17 protein-coding genes and 1 riboswitch are annotated in these 21586 nt (G+C 41.8%); of the genes, 1 reads left to right on the plus strand and 16 read right to left on the minus strand.

The genetic code is table 11. From position 1 onward, the window contains the following. Window positions 1–15: 15 nt before the first annotated feature. From recJ to AC1M83_RS04990, 9 genes are all read right to left on the minus strand, one after another. Window positions 16–1719: a single-stranded-DNA-specific exonuclease RecJ gene (gene recJ / locus AC1M83_RS04950; RefSeq protein ID WP_035265810.1), complete on the minus strand. Its 1704-nt coding sequence runs from the start codon at window positions 1717–1719 to the stop codon at window positions 16–18. Next, window positions 1720–2376 (minus strand): pyridoxamine 5'-phosphate oxidase, encoded by a 657-nt coding sequence (pdxH, locus tag AC1M83_RS04955; RefSeq protein WP_481590149.1) that lies wholly within the window; start codon window positions 2374–2376, stop codon window positions 1720–1722. 14 nt (window positions 2377–2390) lie between these two features. Further along, window positions 2391–3725, minus strand: a complete 1335-nt coding sequence (glmM, locus tag AC1M83_RS04960; RefSeq protein ID WP_481590150.1) for a phosphoglucosamine mutase — start codon at window positions 3723–3725, stop codon at window positions 2391–2393. A gap of 125 nt (window positions 3726–3850) precedes the next feature. Further along, complete coding sequence (gene guaB, locus AC1M83_RS04965) at window positions 3851–5317, minus strand: IMP dehydrogenase (protein WP_035265814.1); 1467 nt, start codon at window positions 5315–5317, stop codon at window positions 3851–3853. Between the two features lie 177 nt (window positions 5318–5494). Further along, on the minus strand, window positions 5495–5860 hold the full coding sequence (locus AC1M83_RS04970) for a YkgJ family cysteine cluster protein (RefSeq protein ID WP_035265816.1): 366 nt from the start codon (window positions 5858–5860) through the stop codon (window positions 5495–5497). Window positions 5861–6074: 214 nt separating this feature from the next. Further along, the gene (locus tag AC1M83_RS04975) at window positions 6075–6650 is read right to left on the minus strand and encodes a TMEM165/GDT1 family protein (RefSeq protein ID WP_035265818.1); all 576 of its coding nucleotides are present in this window, start codon (window positions 6648–6650) and stop codon (window positions 6075–6077) included. A gap of 75 nt (window positions 6651–6725) precedes the next feature. After that, window positions 6726–6868: riboswitch (yybP-ykoY riboswitch) on the minus strand. Window positions 6869–6957: 89 nt separating this feature from the next. Then, entirely contained in the window at window positions 6958–8940 is a 1983-nt protein-coding gene (locus AC1M83_RS04980; RefSeq protein ID WP_481590151.1) for a 2-oxo acid dehydrogenase subunit E2, read from the minus strand. A 2-nt stretch (window positions 8941–8942) separates the two neighbouring features. After that, on the minus strand, window positions 8943–11645 hold the full coding sequence (gene aceE / locus AC1M83_RS04985; RefSeq protein ID WP_092766512.1) for a pyruvate dehydrogenase (acetyl-transferring), homodimeric type: 2703 nt from the start codon (window positions 11643–11645) through the stop codon (window positions 8943–8945). A gap of 302 nt (window positions 11646–11947) precedes the next feature. Beyond that, on the minus strand, window positions 11948–12655 hold the full coding sequence (locus AC1M83_RS04990) for a M23 family metallopeptidase (protein ID WP_092766513.1): 708 nt from the start codon (window positions 12653–12655) through the stop codon (window positions 11948–11950). A 107-nt stretch (window positions 12656–12762) separates the two neighbouring features. Between AC1M83_RS04990 and AC1M83_RS04995 the strand changes: the two genes are divergently transcribed. Next, window positions 12763–13206 carry a DciA family protein gene (locus AC1M83_RS04995; RefSeq protein WP_035265826.1) on the plus strand — a complete coding sequence of 148 codons (444 nt, stop codon included), beginning with the start codon at window positions 12763–12765 and terminating at the stop codon, window positions 13204–13206. Window positions 13207–13303: 97 nt separating this feature from the next. Here AC1M83_RS04995 and lpxC read toward each other — a convergent pair whose 3' ends face one another. The 7 genes from lpxC to murG form a co-directional block, all read right to left on the minus strand. Further along, entirely contained in the window at window positions 13304–14206 is a 903-nt protein-coding gene (lpxC, locus tag AC1M83_RS05000; protein ID WP_092766514.1) for a UDP-3-O-acyl-N-acetylglucosamine deacetylase, read from the minus strand. Window positions 14207–14329: 123 nt separating this feature from the next. Then, entirely contained in the window at window positions 14330–15508 is a 1179-nt protein-coding gene (gene ftsZ / locus AC1M83_RS05005; protein ID WP_035265829.1) for a cell division protein FtsZ, read from the minus strand. Between the two features lie 163 nt (window positions 15509–15671). Beyond that, a complete protein-coding gene (gene ftsA, locus AC1M83_RS05010; RefSeq protein ID WP_481590152.1) occupies window positions 15672–16934 on the minus strand; it encodes a cell division protein FtsA in 1263 nt (420 codons plus the stop codon). Window positions 16935–16995: 61 nt separating this feature from the next. Beyond that, a complete protein-coding gene (locus AC1M83_RS05015) occupies window positions 16996–17850 on the minus strand; it encodes a cell division protein FtsQ/DivIB (RefSeq protein ID WP_035265833.1) in 855 nt (284 codons plus the stop codon). Between the two features lie 3 nt (window positions 17851–17853). Further along, window positions 17854–18783: a D-alanine--D-alanine ligase gene (locus tag AC1M83_RS05020; RefSeq protein WP_035265835.1), complete on the minus strand. Its 930-nt coding sequence runs from the start codon at window positions 18781–18783 to the stop codon at window positions 17854–17856. A gap of 55 nt (window positions 18784–18838) precedes the next feature. Further along, the gene (gene murC / locus AC1M83_RS05025) at window positions 18839–20287 is read right to left on the minus strand and encodes a UDP-N-acetylmuramate--L-alanine ligase (protein WP_180028490.1); all 1449 of its coding nucleotides are present in this window, start codon (window positions 20285–20287) and stop codon (window positions 18839–18841) included. 15 nt (window positions 20288–20302) lie between these two features. After that, window positions 20303–21400, minus strand: coding sequence for an undecaprenyldiphospho-muramoylpentapeptide beta-N-acetylglucosaminyltransferase (gene murG / locus AC1M83_RS05030; protein ID WP_481588800.1), 1098 nt, complete (start codon window positions 21398–21400; stop codon window positions 20303–20305). Window positions 21401–21586: the final 186 nt, after the last annotated feature.

Consider the following 21586-nt stretch of genomic DNA (forward strand, 5'->3'; position numbering starts at 1 on the left):
TGATGAGCGGTTTTTTTATTGATGCATATGTACAATGCGCATTTGTAAACTGGTATTGCCATTAAAGGTATTTTTATCCAGCTCATAGACCAAGCGAATTTCATTGAGCATCGGATCAAACTGATATTTATCTGCTGCGTTAAAGGCGATTGCCTCTACCACTTGACCATTTTCTAAAGCTACACGCAGTTTCAAGTGCACATCCTTCAGCCAGCGATAATCCAAAATTTTAAATACTCCCTCGAATACAGGCGCAGGAAACTTTTGCCCCCAAGGACTTAAATTTTGTAATACGTCCACCGTTTCAATTTGGAAAGCTGAAGCTGGCAACTCCCCATCCGTCCATAAGGTTGCAGTAAAGAGACTTTCATCTTGACTGGCAATCAACTGCTCAAATACCTGCTTAAACTCAGCAAAATGTTCTTTTTGAATGGTTAGACCTGCAGCTGCAGCATGCCCACCAAAGTGACTGACAATATGTGGATATTGCTCAGCCACACGCTCAATCGCATCCCGAATATGAATTCCCTCAATTGAACGCGCTGAACCTTTGATATGAATGCCATCTTCATCACGGGCAAAAACGATACTCGGACGATGGAACTGCTCTTTTAAGCGTCCTGCCACAATTCCAATCACGCCTTGATGCCAATGTGGCTCAAACATAATTAACGCTGCAGGTATTGCATCCTTATCTAGCTGAATTTGATCTAATGCAGTCAATGCTTCTTGTTTAATCTTACCTTCTACCTGACGACGTTCCACATTGAGTTGATTCAGCTGTTCCGCTAAAGGATATGCTGTAGCCAAGTCGGATGCCAAGAGACATTCGATGCCAATGTCCATGGTTTCCATACGCCCTGCCGCATTAATTCGCGGTCCAATCACAAAACCTAAGTCTTGCGCTTTCAGTCCTGCAGGATCACGTTTGGCAATATCTAATAAGGCTGAAATCCCAGGGCGACATAATCCTTGTTTAATCCGCTTTAGACCACTGTCGATTAAGATTCGGTTGTTATAGTCCAAACTGGCAACATCGGCATAGGTCCCAAGCGCAACCAAATCCAAATAGCTGATCATTTGTGCAAAAGACTTGCCCATTTTTTTACGATGACTAGATAAATTCGCCAACACATAAAAGGCAACTCCTACTCCTGCCAAAGCTTTACTTGGAAACTCACAACCGAGTTGATTCGGATTCACCACTGCCTCAGCCATAGGCGTTGGCTTGGTTGTGAGATGGTGATCAGTAATAATCACTTGCATGCCATGATCTTGGGCTTGCTTAACTCCATCATGACTTGAAATACCATTGTCAACCGTAATCAACAAATCAGGCGTAAAGTTGGCAAACGCAAGATCTGCTATAGCAGGTGTCAAACCATAGCCATACTTAAAGCGATCAGGGACTAAATAATCAACATCTGCCCCCATGTCACATAGTGCAAGCATCATCAATGTTGTACTGGTCGCACCGTCAGCATCATAGTCCCCGACAATCACAATTTTTTTGTGTTGATCAATGGCTTGGTCGATCAACTGAATTGCAGCATCCAAACCCTTCATGGTTGGCGCTAATAAGTATTTTAATTTCAGTTCTAGTTCTTGTTCAGATTCAACGCCTCGACGTGCCAAAATTTCGGCAACAAATGAAGGCACACCCTGAAAGTTTTCAGGGCGTGTTAAAAATGGACGTTGCTTGATTTCAAGTTTTGGCATTTATGGCATCAATCGTTGTAATTTCCACGCACCGTCGATTTTTTCATAACACAAACGGTCGTGCAAACGGTTTGGGCGACCTTGCCAGAACTCATAATAATCTGGCTCTATACGGTAACCACCCCAGAAATCAGGCTTATCTAAAGTCTGTTGATCTGCCACACGCTCATGCAATTCATTAAAGCGTTGCTGTAGCTCGTCACGGCTCGCAATCACACCACTTTGTGGGGTACTAATATGCGCTGCAATTTGGCTATCACGCGGGCGCTTATGGTAATAATCAGCGGATTCTTGTTCTGAAATTTTTACCACTCGACCTGAAATGCGAACTTGGCGTTCTTGTTCAGCCCAATAAAACAGAATTTGCGCATAAGGATTGGCTACTAAGTCGAGTCCTTTTTGGCTGTCATAATTGGTATAAAACGCATAACCATTTTCATCGGCACCGCGAAGTAATACGGTACGTACGTGCGGTCTACCCTCAGCATTTGCTGTAGCTAATGACATGGCATACGGTTCGTGAAGCTGAGCTTCTAACGCATCGTTAAACCACAATAAAAACTGTTCATGTGGATCAGCATTCACTTGATCCTCATGTAATTCGCCTTTTTGATAATTTAGGCGCAGTTCACTGAGATCTTTAATCAAATCACTCATGAGTCAATCCCCGATTAAGCTGCTGCATTAGCACGTACAGCATCTGCCAAAGCATGTGCCAGTGCAGTCACTTCTTGAAGATTATCACCTTCAACCATCACACGAATTACAGGTTCAGTCCCTGACTTACGAATCAGTAATCGACCACGACCTTTAAGTTGCGCTTCGGCTTTGGCAAATTCTGCAGCCAATGCAGGTACTGAGTATGGATCAAACATTGCATTTAAACGGACATTTACAAGCACGTTTGGCAGTAATTTAAAGTCAGCAACCAACTCATGCAATGCTTTCTTCTGTTCAACCATGACAGTTAAGACTTGTAGGGCTGCAATAATCGCATCACCTGTGGTGCTCTTGTCTAGAGTTAAAATGTGACCTGAAGGTTCACCACCAATAACCCAACCGTTTTCCTCTAAACCTTGCAGTACATAACGGTCACCAACTTTGGCACGTAGCAGTGGAACTTCTGCTTTTTCAAGTGCTAATTCAAGTGCCATATTGCTCATGAGCGTACCGACAATACCGGCTGGTTTATTGGCACTTTGTGTCGCCAAGATATATAAAATATGATCGCCATCAATCAGCTTTCCATTCTGATCCACTAGAATGACACGATCTGCATCGCCATCAAATGCAATACCCAAATCTGCTTGATGCTCAACAACAGCAGCTTGCAAACTCTCAGGATGAGTTGAGCCACAGCCTTGGTTAATATTCAAACCATTCGGTTCATTATGAATCGCAATCACTTTGGCACCGAGCTCACGGAATACCGCAGGACCCACGTTATATGCTGCTCCATTGGCACAGTCGACGACAATCTTTAAATTGTTTAAATCATAATGGTATGGGAACGTTGATTTACAAAATTCAATATAACGACCTGGAGCATCATCAACACGCACACTTTTTCCTAGACTCGCAATATCATCAATGACAATATCTTTCTCGAGTTCAGCATTAATCTCATCTTGAAACTCGTCTGGTAATTTTTTTCCTTCTGAAGAAAAAAACTTAATACCATTATCATGATAAGGGTTATGTGAAGCTGAGATGACAATCCCTAAACTGGCATGCAAAGCACGAGTTAAATGAGCAATGGCAGGCGTAGGTAATGGACCCAATAAATGCACATAAACACCAGCTGCGTTTAAACCCGATTGTAAAGCCGCTTCTAAAATATAACCTGATAAACGAGGATCTTTGCCCATCACCACAATCGGTTTATTTCTTTTTGTTCTACGCTTAAGTACTTTACCCGCAGCAAACCCTAATTTGAGTGCAAACTCAGGTGTGATTGGAAATACACCGAATTTCCCACGAATACCATCAGTACCAAAATAACTCATTCATTCTCTCACTTCTTAGCGGGTGATTAACATCATCCTTTTTCAATGCGCACCACTTTACACCAAAATAAAAAAACCGTCATTTACATGACGGTTTTTTTTAAAAATTGTTTTATAACAGGCAATTAACCAACACGGTAATTCGGTGCTTCTTTAGTAATGGTCACATCGTGAACGTGTGATTCAGACATACCCGCAGACGTGATTTTCACGAATTTCGCATTTTGACGAAGATCTTCAATCACTGCAGAGCCTGTATAACCCATAGATGAACGTAAACCACCCATCATTTGATGCACGATGTTGCCCATTGGCCCTTTGTAAGGTACGCGGCCTTCAATACCTTCTGGAACCAACTTCTCAGCACCTGCTTTAGAGTCTTGGAAATAACGATCCGCAGAACCTGTTGCACCCGCCATTGCACCCAATGAACCCATTCCTCGGTAAGCTTTGTAATAACGACCTTGGAAGAATTCAACTTCGCCTGGTGCTTCTTCAGTACCAGCAAGTAAAGAACCCACCATAATCGTACTTGCACCTGCACCGATCGCTTTTGCCATATCACCTGAGAAGCGGATACCACCGTCTGCGATCAATGGAATTTGATCTTTCAGTGCGTTAGCAACAGAATCGATCGCCGAAATTTGTGGCATACCAATACCTGCAACAATACGAGTCGTACAGATTGAACCAGGACCGATACCTACTTTCACAGCATCTGCGCCTGCATCAAGTAAAGCCAATGCAGCATCGCCAGTCGCAATGTTACCGCCAATGACTTGAACTTGTGGGTAGTTGGCTTTAACCCAACGTACGCGCTCGATAACACCAGCAGAGTGACCATGTGCAGTATCGACTACAATCACGTCAACACCCGCATCAACCAATGCTTCAACACGGCTTGGAGTTTCTACACCTGTACCAACTGCAGCACCCACACGTAAACGACCTAAGTCATCTTTACAGCTATTTGGATAAAGCTCAGCTTTATTAAAATCTGTTACAGTGATTAAACCTTTTAGTTCGTTGTTTTCGCCAACAACAATCACTTTCTCAATGCGATTTTTTTGAAGAAGTGCCTGAATGTTTTCTTTCGATTCACCTTCGCGAACAGTGACCAAACGATCTTGACCAGTCATGATGTTGCTTACTGGCTGTTCAAGATTAGTTTCAAAGCGTGTATCACGACCTGTCACAATACCAACTACTTTGCCATCTTTCACCACTGGCACACCGCTGATATTGTTCGCTTGCGTAATTGCGATTAACTCACGCACAGTCGTTTCAGGGGTTACTGTAATTGGATCTTTCACCATGCCTGCTTCGAATTTTTTCACACGGCGTACTTCAGCAGCTTGCGCTGCAATATCCATATTTTTATGAAGGATACCAATACCGCCATTTTGTGCCATTGCAATTGCCATACGGGATTCAGTCACCGTATCCATTGCTGCAGACACAAGAGGGATATTCAAATTAATGCCGCGAGTTAAACGTGTCTTTAGAGAGACATCTTTTGGGAGAACAGTAGAGTAGGCAGGGAGTAATAGGACATCATCAAAAGTTAACGCGTCTTGAACGATGGTCAACATAACAGTCTCACTGGTAATTTCCGTGCGCCATTATATACAAATTTTAAGGTAAATTTCATTTCTTATTATCGACAATTTTATGAAATTTACCCATCACTCCTATTTTCATGCAATTTATTATCCAAAAAAATCATAATAAGAGCATATAAAACAGAAGCATATTTTAAATCATTCAAATTAACTGACCTGATCGTAATCCTCATCATTCGACGATGGAACAATTTCAATATCAATTAATGGGATCAGATGATGGGCTTGTCGAGCTTTGGCACATTGCGCATCTCCGGCTTGGACCTCTCTACACGATGAACTGCGAACCGTATAGATCGAGCAAGAGACCTGCTTCCCTATTTCTCCTTCTAGAGCAACGCATCGCGGGTTAGTTTGATTCGTCCCCACCATACAAGCATATACAGGGTTAATATCCTCAACCATCTCGGTAGGGATGTTCATCGCTTCCGCACCATAAAATGAAACACGGAAATAGGCACAACAAGCACCACAACTTAAACACGCATCCTGTGCAGAAATCTGAGAGAGCATTTTTAAATCTCTTAAAAATAATTTTTTAGTGACGAAATCCTAAAAAAACTTAATTTCAAAAACAAGATTTTTTTTATTATATTTATTTACTAATCAATAACTTCCATTAAAAAAATGCACCATTATGAATCACTTTCATGGTGCATTATTTCAATACTATTTATAAATAAACTAAATCTTTTGAAGATTCAGATCTTTATGCGTATACAACCATTTATAAACAATAATGTTGCACTAAAGTGCCCACACCAATGACAAGGAAAATTATTGCGCCAATTTTGTGAATCAAGGAGATAGGTAATCGATTCGCCAATTTATCACCAATAAATACTGCCGGCGCATTAGCGATCATCATACCTAATGTCGTTCCAGCCATCACCCACCAGATACTGTCAAAACGTGCAGCAAGTGCCACTGTCGCAATCTGCGTTTTGTCGCCAATTTCAGCCAAGAAAAATAAAATAAACGTCGCTCCAAAAACGCCAAATTTTTGCCATTTTTGAATACTTCCTGACTCATCCTCTAGTTCATCAGGGACCAGCATCCAAGCAGCCATAGCAATAAATCCTATTGCTAGAATCCACATGAGGATCTCGGGACTTAAAATTGTTGTAACCCATTGTCCTAGAGCAGCGGAAACTCCATGATTGACAATTGTCGCTAACAAAATAGCAATTAAGATTGGAACGGGTTTACGAAAGCGTGCAGCAAGAAGTAAAGCTAACAATTGGGTTTTATCACCCATTTCAGCTAGTGCGACGATACCTGTAGACAGAAGGAATTCATACATGATGTCTTTCTCTGGCTAGCATAACAAATACCAATGACCCACCATCCCTGCTAGCCAAAAATCCGCAGAATGGTAAATCAAAGGTCTTGCCAACAAAAGAAAGCTCAAATAGAGCTCATTTGGTTCTTTGCTATGATGACCATGCTCGTTTTAGAGCAAATATGTTGACCATCACCTGTTCTATTGCAGAACAGCGGCTACTCCCCAATGAAGTTTATCCATTATAAGCCTGGCTTTTTGTTTTTACAAATAAAAAACCCCACCGAAGTGAGGTTTTGATTCTGCAGACAAAATACGTTAAAAATATTTAGATGAGCAATGTACGAATATCTTTAAGCAGCTTCGTCAGTTTATTGGTAAAGCGAGCAGCATCAGCACCATTAATGACACGATGGTCATAAGACAATGACAATGGAAGCATTAAACATGGATCAAAACCTTGTCCATTCCACACAGGTTGCATCGTTGCAGGTGAAATACCCAAGATTGCCACTTGCGGCCAGTTGACAAGCGGAGTGAATGCCGTACCACCAATTGCGCCTAGGCTTGAAATCGTGAAGTTGGCACCTTGCAGATCTTTCGGTGACAATTTCTTATCACGTGCTTTTTGACCCAACTCACCGAGTTCAACTGCGATTTGCTTAATTGATTTTTGATCTGGATTACGTAGCACAGGCACTGTTAAACCATCTGGTGTAGCAACAGCAATGCCCATATGGATTTCTTTACGCAGTAATACGGTTTTGCCATCATCAGACAAGTGACCTGCAAACTCACGTTCTTCTTTTAGCAAATGCGCTACAGCCTTGATGATGAATGCCATAATGGTCAGGCTAATGCCTTCTTTCTTAAAGTTGCCTTTAAGCTCATTACGCCATGCTTCAAGCTCCGTAATATCTGCCGCATCGAATTGGGTCACTTGCGGGATATAATTGTTCAATGACAACTGTGGAATAGACACTTGCTGTAAACGTGTTAACGCTTTTTCTTCTACACCACCAAAGGCATCAAAACTTGGTAATTTAGGCAATCCTGCTGGTGCAGCAACTGTCGGTGCAGCAGTTACAGGTGCTGGTGCAGTTAAACGTGTTTTCACATACGCAAAGATGTCTTCTTTCATTAAGCGTGCATGTGGACCAGAAGCTTTGACTTCTGCCAACACAACACCAAGCTCACGCGCCAACTTACGTACCGCAGGACCAGCATATACTTTGGCATTTGCTGCATTTTGCTCTTTGGTCAGTTTATCTGCTGAAGGGGCTGCTGTTTGTACAGGAGCAACCGCTGCTTGCGCAGGGGCAGCTTTTGGTGCTTCCGCTTTTGTAGTCACTGGTGCTGATACAGGGGCTTCTGTAACTGGGATTGCTTGACCTTCAGCTTCAATCGTGACTAAAGCCACACCTTCAGACACATTTTGACCCAATTCAATATGAATTGCGGTAATCACACCTGTGGTGGTACTTGGTACTTCAACGGTCGCTTTATCTGATTCAACCACAATGATGCTTTGGTCTTTTTCAACCTTATCACCAACAGCCACTAAAATTTCAGCTACAGCAGCTTTGTCTACACCTAAGTCAGGGACAGCAATCTCAATTTTACCTGCTGGCGCTGAAGCAACTGTCGCTTTTGTTGATTCTGCAGGTGGTGCCTCTGCAGATGGAACAGTCGTCGGTGTAGTTTCTGCAGAAGCTTGCGCCGCGGTTGATGCTGAAGCTGCTGTTTTCACTTTCAGAATCACAACACCTTCTTTCACTGTATCACCGACTGAAATTTCAATCGATTCAACTGTACCCGCAACAGCACTTGGAACTTCAACTGTCGCTTTGTCAGACTCAACGACAATGATACTTTGATCGGCATCAATTTCGTCGCCAACCGCAACCAAGATCTCACCCACAGTGGCTTTTTCAACACCAATGTCTGGTACTTGTACATCAACGGTTTCAGACGCCGTTGATGCTGCTTTAGGCGCTTCCGCTTGAGATTGGGCTACAGGTTCTGCGTGAGCTTGTGCTTTCGATTCTTCAACTTGTGCTGTAGGTGCTTCAGATGACGTTTGCCCCTCCGCTTCAAGCTCTACCAAAGCCGCACCTTCAGCAACTTCGTCACCAAGGCTAACCAGAATACTTTTCACCACACCTGCTGAAGTGCTTGGCACTTCAACAGATGCTTTGTCAGACTCCAACAAAACAATGCTGTCATCGACACTAATCGTATCACCCACTTTGACCAAAATTTCAGCCACTGTGGCTTTATCTACACCAATATCAGGAGTCGTAATTTGCATGCTTAGTTCTCCTCTTTGTAGTCAGCTACAGCGTGAAGTTCAGGCGTTGTTTGAGGTGCCCAAGCGACTGGACGGTCAGTATCTAATTCAAAGCTAGAAATCGCATCCTTAACTAGACGCGCATCTACTTCACCCTCGTCAGCAAGTTTCTTCAATGTCGCAACCACAATATGCGCAGCATCTACACCAAAGTAGCTACGAAGTTTTGCACGTGTATCTGAGCGACCATAACCGTCTGTACCTAATGCTACAAATGGACGATTATCTGGAAGGTAAGCGCGAATTTGCTCACTGTAAGCACGCATATGATCAGTTGCAGAAACGACGATACCTTTCGTACCACGCAACTGCTTCGACACCCATGCTTCTTTCACATCTTCAGTAAGTGGATGTAAACGATTATATTCTTCGCACGCCATACCATCACGTGCAAGCTCATTAAAGCTTGTTACGCTGTAGACATTCGAATGAATTTGATATTCATCACGTAAGATTTGAGCCGCTTTAATCACTTCACGCAGAATTACACCTGAACCTAAAAGCTGAACTGTGGCTTTTTCATCTTCCTCAAGTAAATACATACCACGTTTAATGCCTTCTTCAGCACCTTGTGGCATCGCTGGATGCTCATAGTTCTCATTCATTACAGTTAAGTAATAGAACACACGCTCCTGATCCACATACATGCGTTTTAGACCGTCATGTACAATCACCGCAAGTTCATATCCGAAACATGGATCATAAGAAATACAATTTGGAATCGTATTCGCAAGAATATGTGAGTGACCATCTTGATGCTGTAGACCTTCACCATTCAGCGTAGTACGACCAGCAGTTGCACCCAATAAGAAACCTTGCGCCTGTGCATCACCTGCCGCCCATGCAATATCACCAATACGTTGGAAGCCAAACATTGAGTAATACATGTACATCGGGATCATAGGAAGGTTATTGGTTGAATAACTTGTTCCTAAAGCAGCCCAAGCACTCATCGCACCTGCTTCATTGATCCCCTCTTGAAGCATATGACCATCTTTCGCTTCACGGTAATGCATCAACTGCTCTTGATCTTCAGGGGTATATTTTTGACCGTGCGCGGCATAAATGCCCAATTGACGGAACATCCCTTCTAAACCGAAAGTACGCGCCTCATCTGGAACAATTGGTACCACACGGTCTTTAATTGCTTTTTCTTTCAGTAGTGCAGAGATTAAACGTACCATCACCATGGTCGTTGATTGTTGCTTACCATTAGAACCAGCTAACACTGCATCAAATACAGACAACTCAGGAATCGCTAAAGATTCGCTCTCTTTACGACGTGCTGGTAAGTAACCACCTAATGCCTCACGGCGAGCCTTCATATACTTAATTTCAGGCGAGTTTTCACTTGGGCGATAAAATGGAACTTCTTCAAGTTGCTCATCGGTAAATGGCAAGTTGAAACGGTTACGTACATATTTAAGCGATTCAAGTTGCATTTTCTTGATTTGATGCGTTTTATTGACCGCTTCAATTTCTTCAGATAAGCCGTAACCTTTAACAGTTTTCGCGAGAATAACCGTTGGCTGACCTGTAGATTTCATGGCTTCTGCATAAGCAGCATATACTTTGTAAGGATCGTGACCGCCACGATTTAAATTATCGATATCTTCATCACTTAAGTGTTTAACTAACTCTTCAGCTTCAGGATATTTACCAAAGAAGTGCGCACGTGTATAAGCACCACCTTTCACTTGATAACGCTGATAATCACCATCTACAGCTTCTTCCATAATGGCTTTAAGCGCACCAGATTCATCTTTAGCAAGTAGTGGATCCCAATGACGACCCCATACTACTTTAATCACGCGCCAACCTGCACCACGGAATAGAGACTCAAGTTCTTGGATGATCTTACCATTACCACGAACTGGACCATCTAAACGTTGCAAGTTACAGTTTACAACCCAAACCAAGTTGTCTAACTTTTCACGACCTGCCAACGAAATTGCACCAGTACTTTCTGGTTCATCCATCTCACCATCGCCAAGATAAGCCCAAACCTTACGATCTTCTTCTTTAATCAAACCGCGGTTCATCAAGTACTTTTGAATATGTGCTTGATAAATGGACATGATTGGACCTAGACCCATCGATACCGTTGGGAACTGCCAATAGTCTGGCATTAAGTACGGATGTGGGTACGAAGGTAAACCAATACCATCAACTTCACGACGGAAATTGTTCAGATGCTCTTCAGTTAAACGACCTTCCAAGAATGAGCGCGCATAAATCCCTGGTGCACAGTGACCTTGATAATAAATCATGTCACCGCCGAAGTTATCACTGTTGGCACGGAAGAAATGGTTAAAGCCAACATCATATAAAGTTGCAGAAGATGCAAAGCTGGCTAAGTGACCACCAAGATCGTCGCCTGTTTTATTGGCGCGAAGCACCATTGCTAAAGCATTCCAACGAATCAAAGCACGAATTCGGCGCTCCATATCTGGATCACCAGGCATTGCAGGTTGCTCTTCTACTGAAATCGTATTTAAGTAAGGAGTATTTAGACGCTGAATGGGAACATGTTTCGCAATCGCACGTTGATACAGTTTTTCAAGAAGAAAGGCTGCTCTTTCCGTCCCCATATGCTGTAAAACAGAGTCAAAAGCGTCCTGCCACTCTTGGGTTTCTTGTGCGTCGGTATCACCGTAATACGCCATATTACACCTATATTCATGCCTATTTGTATGCCCTATATTTAACATATTTTCGCGATACGCAGTTATGGCTATAAATGAATACGACATTAGAATAATATTTCGATAATAAATAGTACTTGACCATTTATTACACAAATTAACACTAAAACGCCAATTCTGCTGTTTTTTTATACAAAGCTTTATTTTAATCTTGAATTTAGTCAGGTGACCTGACTGCAAAAACGAAAATCGCCAAGACTATGCTTGGCGATTTATTCAAATGACTTAACAATGGATGTGTATTAATGAGGTTTGATAATTAATTAAGGCAACATCGCTAGGTAAGTTGAAGGATTTTTACGCTGACCATCTTTGACCACTTCATAATGTAAGTGAGGACCAGTACAGCGTCCAGTACAACCTACATTGGCAATATGCTCACCAGCAGTGACTTTATCACCTACTTTAGCAATTAAGCGTGAAGCATGTGCATATCGTGTGATATACCCATTACCGTGGTTGATTTCGACATATTGACCATAACCTGTGCCCCAACCTGATTTAGTCACTATTCCTGGACCAGTTGCATATATTGGAGTTCCTGTTGGTGCCGCAAGATCCAAACCAGAATGGTTTTCAGCACGTCCGCCCATTGTTCGGCCGCCATAATTTGAACTGACACGACCACTTGGAAGTGGGTGGGTCACTAACCATGAATATGCATTATTTGAAGAGTAACGATTTGAACTTGTCGTCGTAGTTTTTTGAGCAGGGTATTTACTATTAAGCAGCGCATTATTTAATTCGATTGGATCCGCCTTTGCTCGAACTTTCACATCGACTTGTGCTGTCGCTGGAATGTCCATGTCATCAGGATGACTATAAGAACCTTGTGATAGTGTTCTTGTTAACTCTTCCAATCGATCAGGATTGGAGGCTTGTGTGGCATCTAATTGAACTAAATCTGCAAATGCAACCGAAGCTGCTGAAGCTGCTAAAGAAAACGCTAATAAAATACGTCGCGTATACATATAAACCTCATTAAACTGTTCTTACTCAAGTCTCTTGTGTGATCTCTTCCTTGATATCGAAAGAAACAAGCGTTTAAGATTAAGACAAAACAATGTAGGAACAATGTATGTCAGAACCAAAAAATATGTTTCAACAAACAAGACAACACATAAAAACAGGAAACTTATCGTTTCTCACAAAGCAAGTTGCTGACTGGCAGAGACTTACAAAATTAATTCAACCGCTATTGCCCAAAAATGAACAATGGCAAGTTGTCTGTTATCAATACGGTATTTTGACCATCACTGGTGAAAATCAAGCCATGATTAGTCAACTCGGTTACCTTCAAAAACAGTATATTTCTCAGTTATCACAAATCCCTGAACTCAAAGATTTACAAAAAATCCAAGTTCGTCTTCGAGCAAAAAAAGAAATTCCCCAAACACAAACTGAAAATTCCAAAACTTCTTTATGTCCGACAACGCAAGAAATGTTACTCAACGCTGCTAGTTTTGTGAACGATCCTAAGCTTAGCCAAGCTATGATACGTTTGGCAAGCAATAAAAAGTAACAGGACCATTTGATTTAAACGTCATTCACTATTTTAAAGGCAAATTAAGTCACACTTAACAATGTTACACTATAACATTTAACCTGAAGACAATGACTTAGATCACACTTACATATTGAATTGGACAAGACTTTTCGTCATCAAATGTTACAATTTCATAATTAGATGGATCACTCTGAACATTGCGAAGCAGTTGATTATTGAGTGCATGTCCAGATTTGTAACCATCAAACTTCGCAATAATTTGATGTCCGAGTAAATAAAGATCACCCACCGCATCCAATATTTTATGACGTACAAATTCATCAGCAAATCGTAAGCCTTCTTCGTTCACGACACCTGAATCATCAACACCAATTGCATTCTCTAAACTAGCACCCAAAGCTAAATTATTCGCCTTAAGATAATCCAAATCTTTCATAAAGCCGAAAGTACGTGCCTCACTGACTTCATAAACAAATGTTTCCGTTGAGAAATCAATACTGGCAGACTGATATTCTTTGGCAAAGGCTGGGTGATCGAAATCAATCGTAAAATTAAGTTGAAAACCATCATGCGGATTAAAAATAGCGCGCTTATCGTCAATTAATGCTTCTACAGGCTTTAATATTTTTATAAATTTTTTAGGCGCTTCTTGCTCCATCAACTCACCTTGCATGAGTAAATAGATAAATGGACCGGCGCTTCCATCCATAATTGGAACTTCTGAAGCTGATACTTCAATAATCAGATTATCAATACCAAGACCTGCAATCGCACTCATAATATGTTCGATAGTCCCAACTTTGGCATTTTCTTGTACCAAATTCGAACACATAAATGCTTCTTGAATCAGCATCGCATTAGCAGGAATATTTACAGGCGGATTTAAATCAATACGACGAAAAACAATACCCCCATCAGCTACATGTGGTACAAAGTTAATCATTACTTTTTGCCCACTGTGTAATCCGATACCACTCGCTTTCACGACTCGTTTCAGGGTGCGTTGTTTCAACATGTTTCTTCAATATTCATCTAAAATCTAGTATACGTTAGCACATTTAGCCATTGATAAAAATCAAAAAGGTGGCATAAGCGCCACCTTTTCTGTTTGATCATCGTAAACACATTATGTTACATGTTATTTACGCTGTTGATTTTTAAGATAATCTTGAATGCTCATTGGTGCAGATCGAGGCGCTGCAGAAGGCTCAGGGGCTACACTCTCTTGATTCTGACGTTTACTGATTGCTGGAACATCATCTTCATCCAAAGCAGCAGCTTGTCCACCAACTGATGGGTTTACACTCACTGGCGCACGGCGCTTCACTTCCGTTTCATTCGCATTACGAGTTAAACCTGTCGCAATCACAGTAACACGGATTTCATCACGCGCATCTGGATCAAATACTGTACCAAAGAAGACTTCACCTTCATCCAGATCAACAATTTGATTGACAACATCTGTGATAATTTCAGTTTCACGCAAGGTAACATCATTACCGCCAGTGATATTAATTAAAACACCCTTCGCGTTCATAATATTTACGTTGTCAAGCAACGGACTGCGAATCGCAAGACGCGCTGCATCTTCAGCACGATCTGGACCGCTACTCTTACCTTCACCCATCATCGCATAACCGCGTGTGCTCATCGCTGTTTTTAAATCGGCGAAGTCAAGGTTGATATGACCAGGACGCACAACTAAATCAAAGATACTTCGTACTGCGTTAAGCAAGACATCATCCGCTTTGCGATAAGCATCTTGCATCGAGATATCACCATAAACGCTAAGTAGGCGTTGGTTTGGAATGATAATCAATGAGTCAACATGCTTTTCAAGTTCTTCGATCCCTTTTTCAGCAGAACGTTGACGACGACGACCCTCGAAGTTAAATGGAGTGGTGACAACACCAACCGTCAAAATACCCATTTCTTGTGCTATTTCAGCCACGACTGGTGCTGCACCAGTACCAGTACCACCACCCATGCCGGCAGTAACAAATACCATATCTGCACCTTCCAGATGCTGACGGATTAATTCGCGACTTTCTTCTGCTGCAATTTGACCGACATCAGGATTTGCTCCTGCACCTAGTCCACGCGTACTTTGTTGGCCCAATTGGATTTTGAATGGCGCATTCATACGATCCAAAGCTTGTTTATCTGTATTTGCACAAACAAATTTCACGCCTTTGATATCAGATTGCACCATGTGTTGTACGGCATTACCACCACCGCCACCAACACCAAACACAGTAAAACGGGCTTGACCGTTATTATCGGTTTGTTCATCTTCTAAAAATTCAAATGAAGCCATGACCTTAACTTTTCCTAATAAATTTGGCAGTCACTTAAGCCCGTATACTGCCTTGATCTTCAATAATAAAAATTTGTTTTTAGGATGCGTTGCAATCACATTCTTGTCAAGCACATGAAGTTGCTCTTACAAGTTGCAAACAATACTCCCTTAAAAACTAAACTTAAAAAATACCTTTCAATTTGTTATTAAACGCATTCCAACCATTCGCTATGCGCTCTAATAATGGACGCTTATTCACTTCTTCAGGTTGCTCAACCGATTCTTGTAAATCGCTTTGACTAAATAACAGCAGTCCTGTTGCGGTAGAATACATTGAACGTCTTAATGCAGGTAAATGTTGATCATCCGCATATACTTGTAGCGGAGGGTTGCCTAAATGAGCAGAAACACTCAACATACGACGTGATAATGTGATCATACCCTCAATCTGACATGCATCACCACTTAAAACTACACCGTGGTATAAACTTTGTAGCGCACCACGTTGTTGTAACTCATCACGCACCATAGAAAGAATTTCTTCGTAACGTGCAATAATAATCTCTGATAGCTCAATCCGACTGATCGCTTGAGGACCATCGATCGCTTCAAACTCGATCATATGTTCAGGTTTGACTTGCTGTAAATCAACACAACCGTAAAGCAATTTGAGTCGTTCAGCTTCTTCGGTCGTCGTTTGCAATACTGCGGCGATATCACGCGTTACATTTTCACCACCACGTTGAATGGTGTGTGCTAGCACTAAATGACCTTCAATATAAACTGCAATATTGGTTGTACCAGCCCCAATATCCAATAAGCATACACCATACTCTTTTTCATCTTTCAGCAATGCACCTTCAGCCGTTGCTAAACATGAAATCACCATCTTTTCGACAAAAATATTGGCGCCTTTCATTGCACGATCTAAATTTTGCATGGTGCTGATTGGTAGCATCATGAGTTGATAATGCGCCGTCATGCTATTTGCTGAAAGGTTAATTGGATTATGCACCCACTCAGGTGAATCATCCAACTCAAAACCCAATGGGACTGCACTTGCAAGATAATGATCAGAAGTTAAATGACTGGCTTTTGCCATTTCTAAAGCTTTAACCACTTCTGAAGTCGTAATGGTGCGTTCTGGATTAGAAATCGGTGTCCGGCCTGTCGCATAAGCACTTTGCAATTCTGTACTCGGGATCGATACCCATGCTGAATGCACACGACACTCCGCCATATCTTCTGCTTCTTGTACCGCATTCTTAATCGCAGAGATCACTTTTTCAAGGCTAACAATTTTTCCTTTGTTCATGCCTTTATTTCGCGCAGTCGCCATACCGATGACCTGGATATTATCCGGCGCATGCACTTTACCAATTAGAACTGAAACTTTATGTGTCCCAATGTCTATCGCAACAACTGAGGGAACAGCCTCATTCATGATTCACTACCATTTTCTTCATTGTTTATATCTGGCTTATGCCTATTTTTAAAGCCACGTATTATGGCTTTGCAACTCTTGAATCTGCAATGTTAATGTCATTAATGGTTACAACAAACTGACCATTTATAATCTTTGGTGGTGTCGCATTTTTCCATTGAATCGCCAAGCCATTACGGTAACGTAAGTCAATCGCTGAAACTCTTGGCCAAACCACTTTCAGATCTGCTTGAGATAAGTGACTCAATCGTTGCAGTTTGCTCATGGTCTGATCCTGATCCACAATAATACGTAAACCCGAATCGAACTGCATAAACCATGTCCGACGATCTGTTAAATATAGCTCTTTCAAACGCAGATTCACTGGACTAAACAGTTGATTAATTTCATGATAACGTCTCATCATGACTTTTGACTGATCTGACGGACCATGCATAAGTGGTAAATTTGCGTGATTTCTAGAATATGCCTCTGTATAGACTACACCCTGATCACTTAACAGACGTCCTGTTCCCCAACGTGCAATCGGATGTTTCGGAATAACACGAACCTTAATACCGTCTGGCCAAGCTCTAGAAATGACCACTCGATCTACCCAAGAAATCTCTAATGCCTTATCACGAATTTGCTCAAGATCAGCAGTAAAATAATTGCCTGTAATGGTAGGCATTAACTGCTGTTTCACTTGACTAATTTCAGGCTCGGCTTGCAGACCAACCACATCCAAAGATGCTACCTTTGCACTGGTCATGACGCTATATAAGCCATAAATCCCGACCAAAAGTACACAACATGCAAAAATAAGCATGACCCAACCACCCGCATTAATCATTTTCTCTTTGCGAGTCGGTGGTTTGTCATGAATCGATGTAATCGCCGCACGTTTGCGACGCATCGATGGAGGTAGTTGAGCCATAAATTAGTGTGATTCTTTCGCTAAGGTTTGCTCTAAAATAGCCAAACACAAATCTTCAAAACTATAACCTACCGCTTGAGCTGCTTTTGGTACCAATGAATGACTGGTCATGCCTGGAACAGTATTCACTTCTAGCAGCCAAAATTGACCTTGCTCGTCCTGCATAGCATCAATTCTACCCCAACCACTTGCCCCAACAGCTTGAAACGCTCGTAAGCAAAGCGCTTGTAAACTTTTTTCTTCAGCTTCACTCAAACCACAAGGGATACCATATTCAACATCATTACGTTGGTATTTAGCTTCATAATCATAAAAGGCTACATCAGCTGGAGGTTGTAAACGGATGACTGGTAATGGTTGTCCATTTAAAAATGAAATCGTAAATTCACGACCTGTAATCCACTTCTCAGCCATGACCACGGCATCATGTTGAGTCGCTTTTTTAATTGCTTCAGCTAAATCCTCTGCTTTCTCAACCTTACTCATGCCCACACTCGAGCCTTCGTGCACGGGTTTGATAATCAGTGGTAATCCAAGCTCTGCAACGAGTGCTTGTGCATCAGTATCTTTAGAAACAATGCGGTATGGCGCTGTAGGAAGTTCAGAACCTTGCCAAATTTGCTTGGTCTTTACTTTATCCATTCCGATAGCCGACCCCTGCACACCAGTTCCAGTATATGGAATATTTAACCACTCTAATGCGCCTTGGATTTGACCATCTTCTCCACCACGACCATGTAACACAATAAATGCACGATCGTAATTTACCAGTTCAGTCACACTGCGTTCTTGAGGGTCAAAACCCTCTGCATTCACCCCTGAACGTACCAATGCTTCAAGTACAGCCTTACCACTATCTAATGACACCTCACGCTCTGCAGATTTACCACCAAGCAATACAGCAACTTTGCCGAATTTAGAAGCATTTGACACGTTTAGTTCCTTAAACTTATAAAATTTTCAATTTAGCCAAATCATCAAACGACGATTATTTTAAATAGAGCTGGTTCTGAGCAAGCTCAATTGAAATTGCTCCAACGTTACCCGCACCTTGAGTCAATAACAAGTCATTTGCTTGTAACACTTTTTGTATCACATTTGGCAAATTCCCTTCTACTGGATCAATCAAGATTGGTTCAACATCACCACGCAATCGGATACTTCTTGCCAATGAGCGACTATCTGCACCAACAATCGGCTTTTCACCTGCAGAATATACTTCTAATAGCAGTAATTGATCGACTTGTGACAAGACATCAACGAAATCATCAAAACAATCACGTGTACGGCTAAAACGGTGAGGTTGGAACATCATCACAAGTCTACGATCAGGGTGACTTGCACGCGCAGCTTTAATCGTTGCTTCAACTTCTTTTGGATGGTGACCATAATCATCAACCAGTTTGACCGTTCCATCACCTAACTCAAATTCACCTTGAATTTGGAAACGACGCCCTACACCACTAAAACTTTCTAAAGCACGAGCGATTGCAGCATCAGATACACCTTCATCAGTTGCCACACCAATCGCAGCTAACGCATTAAGGATGTTATGCAAACCAGGCATATTAATGGTTAACTTGAGTGGCTCTTTGTTTTTACGAAGCACAGTAAAATGTGATTGCATCCCTTCTTGTACCACATCTACAGCACGAATATCGTTATCTTCGTTAAAACCATAAGTTAAAACAGGTCGACCAATACGTGGCATAATTTCACGAATATTTTGATCATCGCCACACACTACGGCTAAACCGTAGAATGGAAGCTTCTGCAAGAATTGAACAAAAGTATCTTTCAAAACATCGAAGCTACCACCATACGTGTCCATATGATCAGCATCAATGTTGGTGACAATAGCGGCCATTGGTTCTAAATATAGGAATGAAGCATCAGATTCATCTGCTTCAGCTACAATATAACGACTCGCACCTAAAGCAGCATTTACTCCAGAGCGATTAAGCAAACCACCAATCACGTATGTCGGATCCATGTTTTCTTCAGCAAGCATACAGGTCACCAAACTTGTTGTTGTGGTTTTACCATGTGTACCTGCAACCGCAATACCATGACGGTAACGCATCAACTCGCCCAACATTTCCGCACGACGAACTACAGGGATACGTGTTTCAATCGCTGCTTTAATTTCTGGATTTTCTTGGTCAATCGCAGTCGATACAACCAATACATTCGCACCGTTAATATTATCAGCAGCGTGTCCGATATGAACTTTAATGCCATTTTCTTCAAGCTGTGCAGTGGTTTTAGAGGCTTTAATATCCGACCCTGAAACTTTATAGCCTTGGTTTTTTAAGACTTCCGCAATCCCGCACATTCCTGCACCACCAATACCCACAAAATGGATATGCTTGATACGGCGCATTTCAGGAATTTTAATCAGGTTTTTAGCTTTATCAGCTGGGTTCGTTGAAGACATAATTTTCTCTAAAACTTACAAATCTTGAATTAAACCAACCACACGCTGAGTTGCATCTGGTTGAGCTTGTTGACGTGCTTTAACAGCCATTTCCGTCAACAATGTACGGTTCATGAGTGGCAATAAAACTGCTTTTAATGAATCAGGAGTGAGTGTCGCTTGTGGACAAATTTTTGCAGCATTAATATCTGCTAGGAATTTGGCATTCGCGGTTTGGTGGTCATCTACTGCACTTGGCAAAGGTACAAATACGGCTGCAACACCCGCAGTAGCAATCTCAGTGACCGTCAGTGCACCAGCACGACAGATTACAAGATCGGCATTGGCATAGGCTTCCGCCATATTTTCAATAAACGGTTGAACTTCTACCTGTAAATGATCAGGAGCATCGACATAACGTGCCCGCGTGCTATCAGCATGATTTTGACCACACTGATGATAAACACTTAAAGGAACATCTAATTGTTTCAGTGCTTCGGGTACGCGCTCATTCAATGCTTGTGCGCCCAAGGAGCCGCCTACAATTAAAATACGAATAGGTTGATTGGCTTTTTCTCGCTCTTGATATCGCCAAGCAGGACTCAATATCGCAGAAATTTCCTTACGTACGGGATTACCTGTAGTCACGATTTTATGATTTTCTGGAAATGTTTTCGGGAATGCCTGACAGACCGTTTTAGCAACACGAGCCAATTGGGTATTGGTGAAACCCGCTACTGCATTTTGCTCATGAATGATGACAGGAATACCAAGAATACGCGCAGCCAAACCACCAGGACCTGCAACATAACCGCCAAAACCAGCGACTGCATCTACGTTTAATCGTTTCATATAGCGCATTGCGCTAAGCGTTGCTTTTAAAATTTTAAAAGGGGCTTGCAGCTTACGGACGATTCCATTGCCACGCACACCCTGAATATCAATTTGATAAATTGGAATTTGGTGATTTTTAAGCAAGCGGTTTTCCATACCTGAAGGCGTTGCCAACCATGACACTTCGACACCTTGCTGTTGTAATTCCTGAGCAACTGCTAGGGCAGGAAATACATGTCCACCTGTACCTGCAGCCATCATCATGACATGTTTAGGTTGTTTATGCTGAGCTTGTGTCACGGTCTAATTCTTCAAATCTAAGAGCTAACAGAAAATTTTATATAAGGTATCAATTGTAATCACAATCGTATATCCATGAAAGTTTATTTACTTTTTTTCACGGACCCTTTAATTGTTTTTTTCATATGATTTCAGAGTTTAAACTAGATTTATTATGAGGTGTGCCTTTTTTATGTATTTTACCAT

It is taken from the genome of Acinetobacter sp. 25-47-130 (genome assembly GCF_056779705.1).

Excerpts from the sequence above, each read along its gene's own strand:
- AC1M83_RS04975 (WP_035265818.1), bottom strand. The coding sequence starts at position 6,650 with ATGTATGAATTCCTTCTGTCTACAGGTATCGTCGCACTAGCTGAAATG.
- murC (WP_180028490.1), bottom strand. The coding sequence starts at position 20,287 with ATGTCTTCAACGAACCCAGCTGATAAAGCTAAAAACCTGATTAAAATT.
- pdxH (WP_481590149.1), bottom strand. The coding sequence starts at position 2,376 with ATGAGTGATTTGATTAAAGATCTCAGTGAACTGCGCCTAAATTATCAA.
- glmM (WP_481590150.1), bottom strand. The coding sequence starts at position 3,725 with ATGAGTTATTTTGGTACTGATGGTATTCGTGGGAAATTCGGTGTATTT.
- ftsZ (WP_035265829.1), bottom strand. The coding sequence starts at position 15,508 with ATGGCTTCATTTGAATTTTTAGAAGATGAACAAACCGATAATAACGGT.
- AC1M83_RS04970 (WP_035265816.1), bottom strand. The coding sequence starts at position 5,860 with ATGCTCTCTCAGATTTCTGCACAGGATGCGTGTTTAAGTTGTGGTGCT.
- AC1M83_RS05015 (WP_035265833.1), bottom strand. The coding sequence starts at position 17,850 with ATGGCTCAACTACCTCCATCGATGCGTCGCAAACGTGCGGCGATTACA.
- AC1M83_RS04980 (WP_481590151.1), bottom strand. The coding sequence starts at position 8,940 with ATGCAAATTACGACTCCTGATATTGGTGTAGATAAAGCCACAGTGGCT.
- aceE (WP_092766512.1), bottom strand. The coding sequence starts at position 11,645 with ATGGCGTATTACGGTGATACCGACGCACAAGAAACCCAAGAGTGGCAG.
- guaB (WP_035265814.1), bottom strand. The coding sequence starts at position 5,317 with ATGTTGACCATCGTTCAAGACGCGTTAACTTTTGATGATGTCCTATTA.
- recJ (WP_035265810.1), bottom strand. The coding sequence starts at position 1,719 with ATGCCAAAACTTGAAATCAAGCAACGTCCATTTTTAACACGCCCTGAA.
- AC1M83_RS04995 (WP_035265826.1), top strand. The coding sequence starts at position 12,763 with ATGTCAGAACCAAAAAATATGTTTCAACAAACAAGACAACACATAAAA.
- AC1M83_RS04990 (WP_092766513.1), bottom strand. The coding sequence starts at position 12,655 with ATGTATACGCGACGTATTTTATTAGCGTTTTCTTTAGCAGCTTCAGCA.
- ftsA (WP_481590152.1), bottom strand. The coding sequence starts at position 16,934 with ATGAATGAGGCTGTTCCCTCAGTTGTTGCGATAGACATTGGGACACAT.
- lpxC (WP_092766514.1), bottom strand. The coding sequence starts at position 14,206 with ATGTTGAAACAACGCACCCTGAAACGAGTCGTGAAAGCGAGTGGTATC.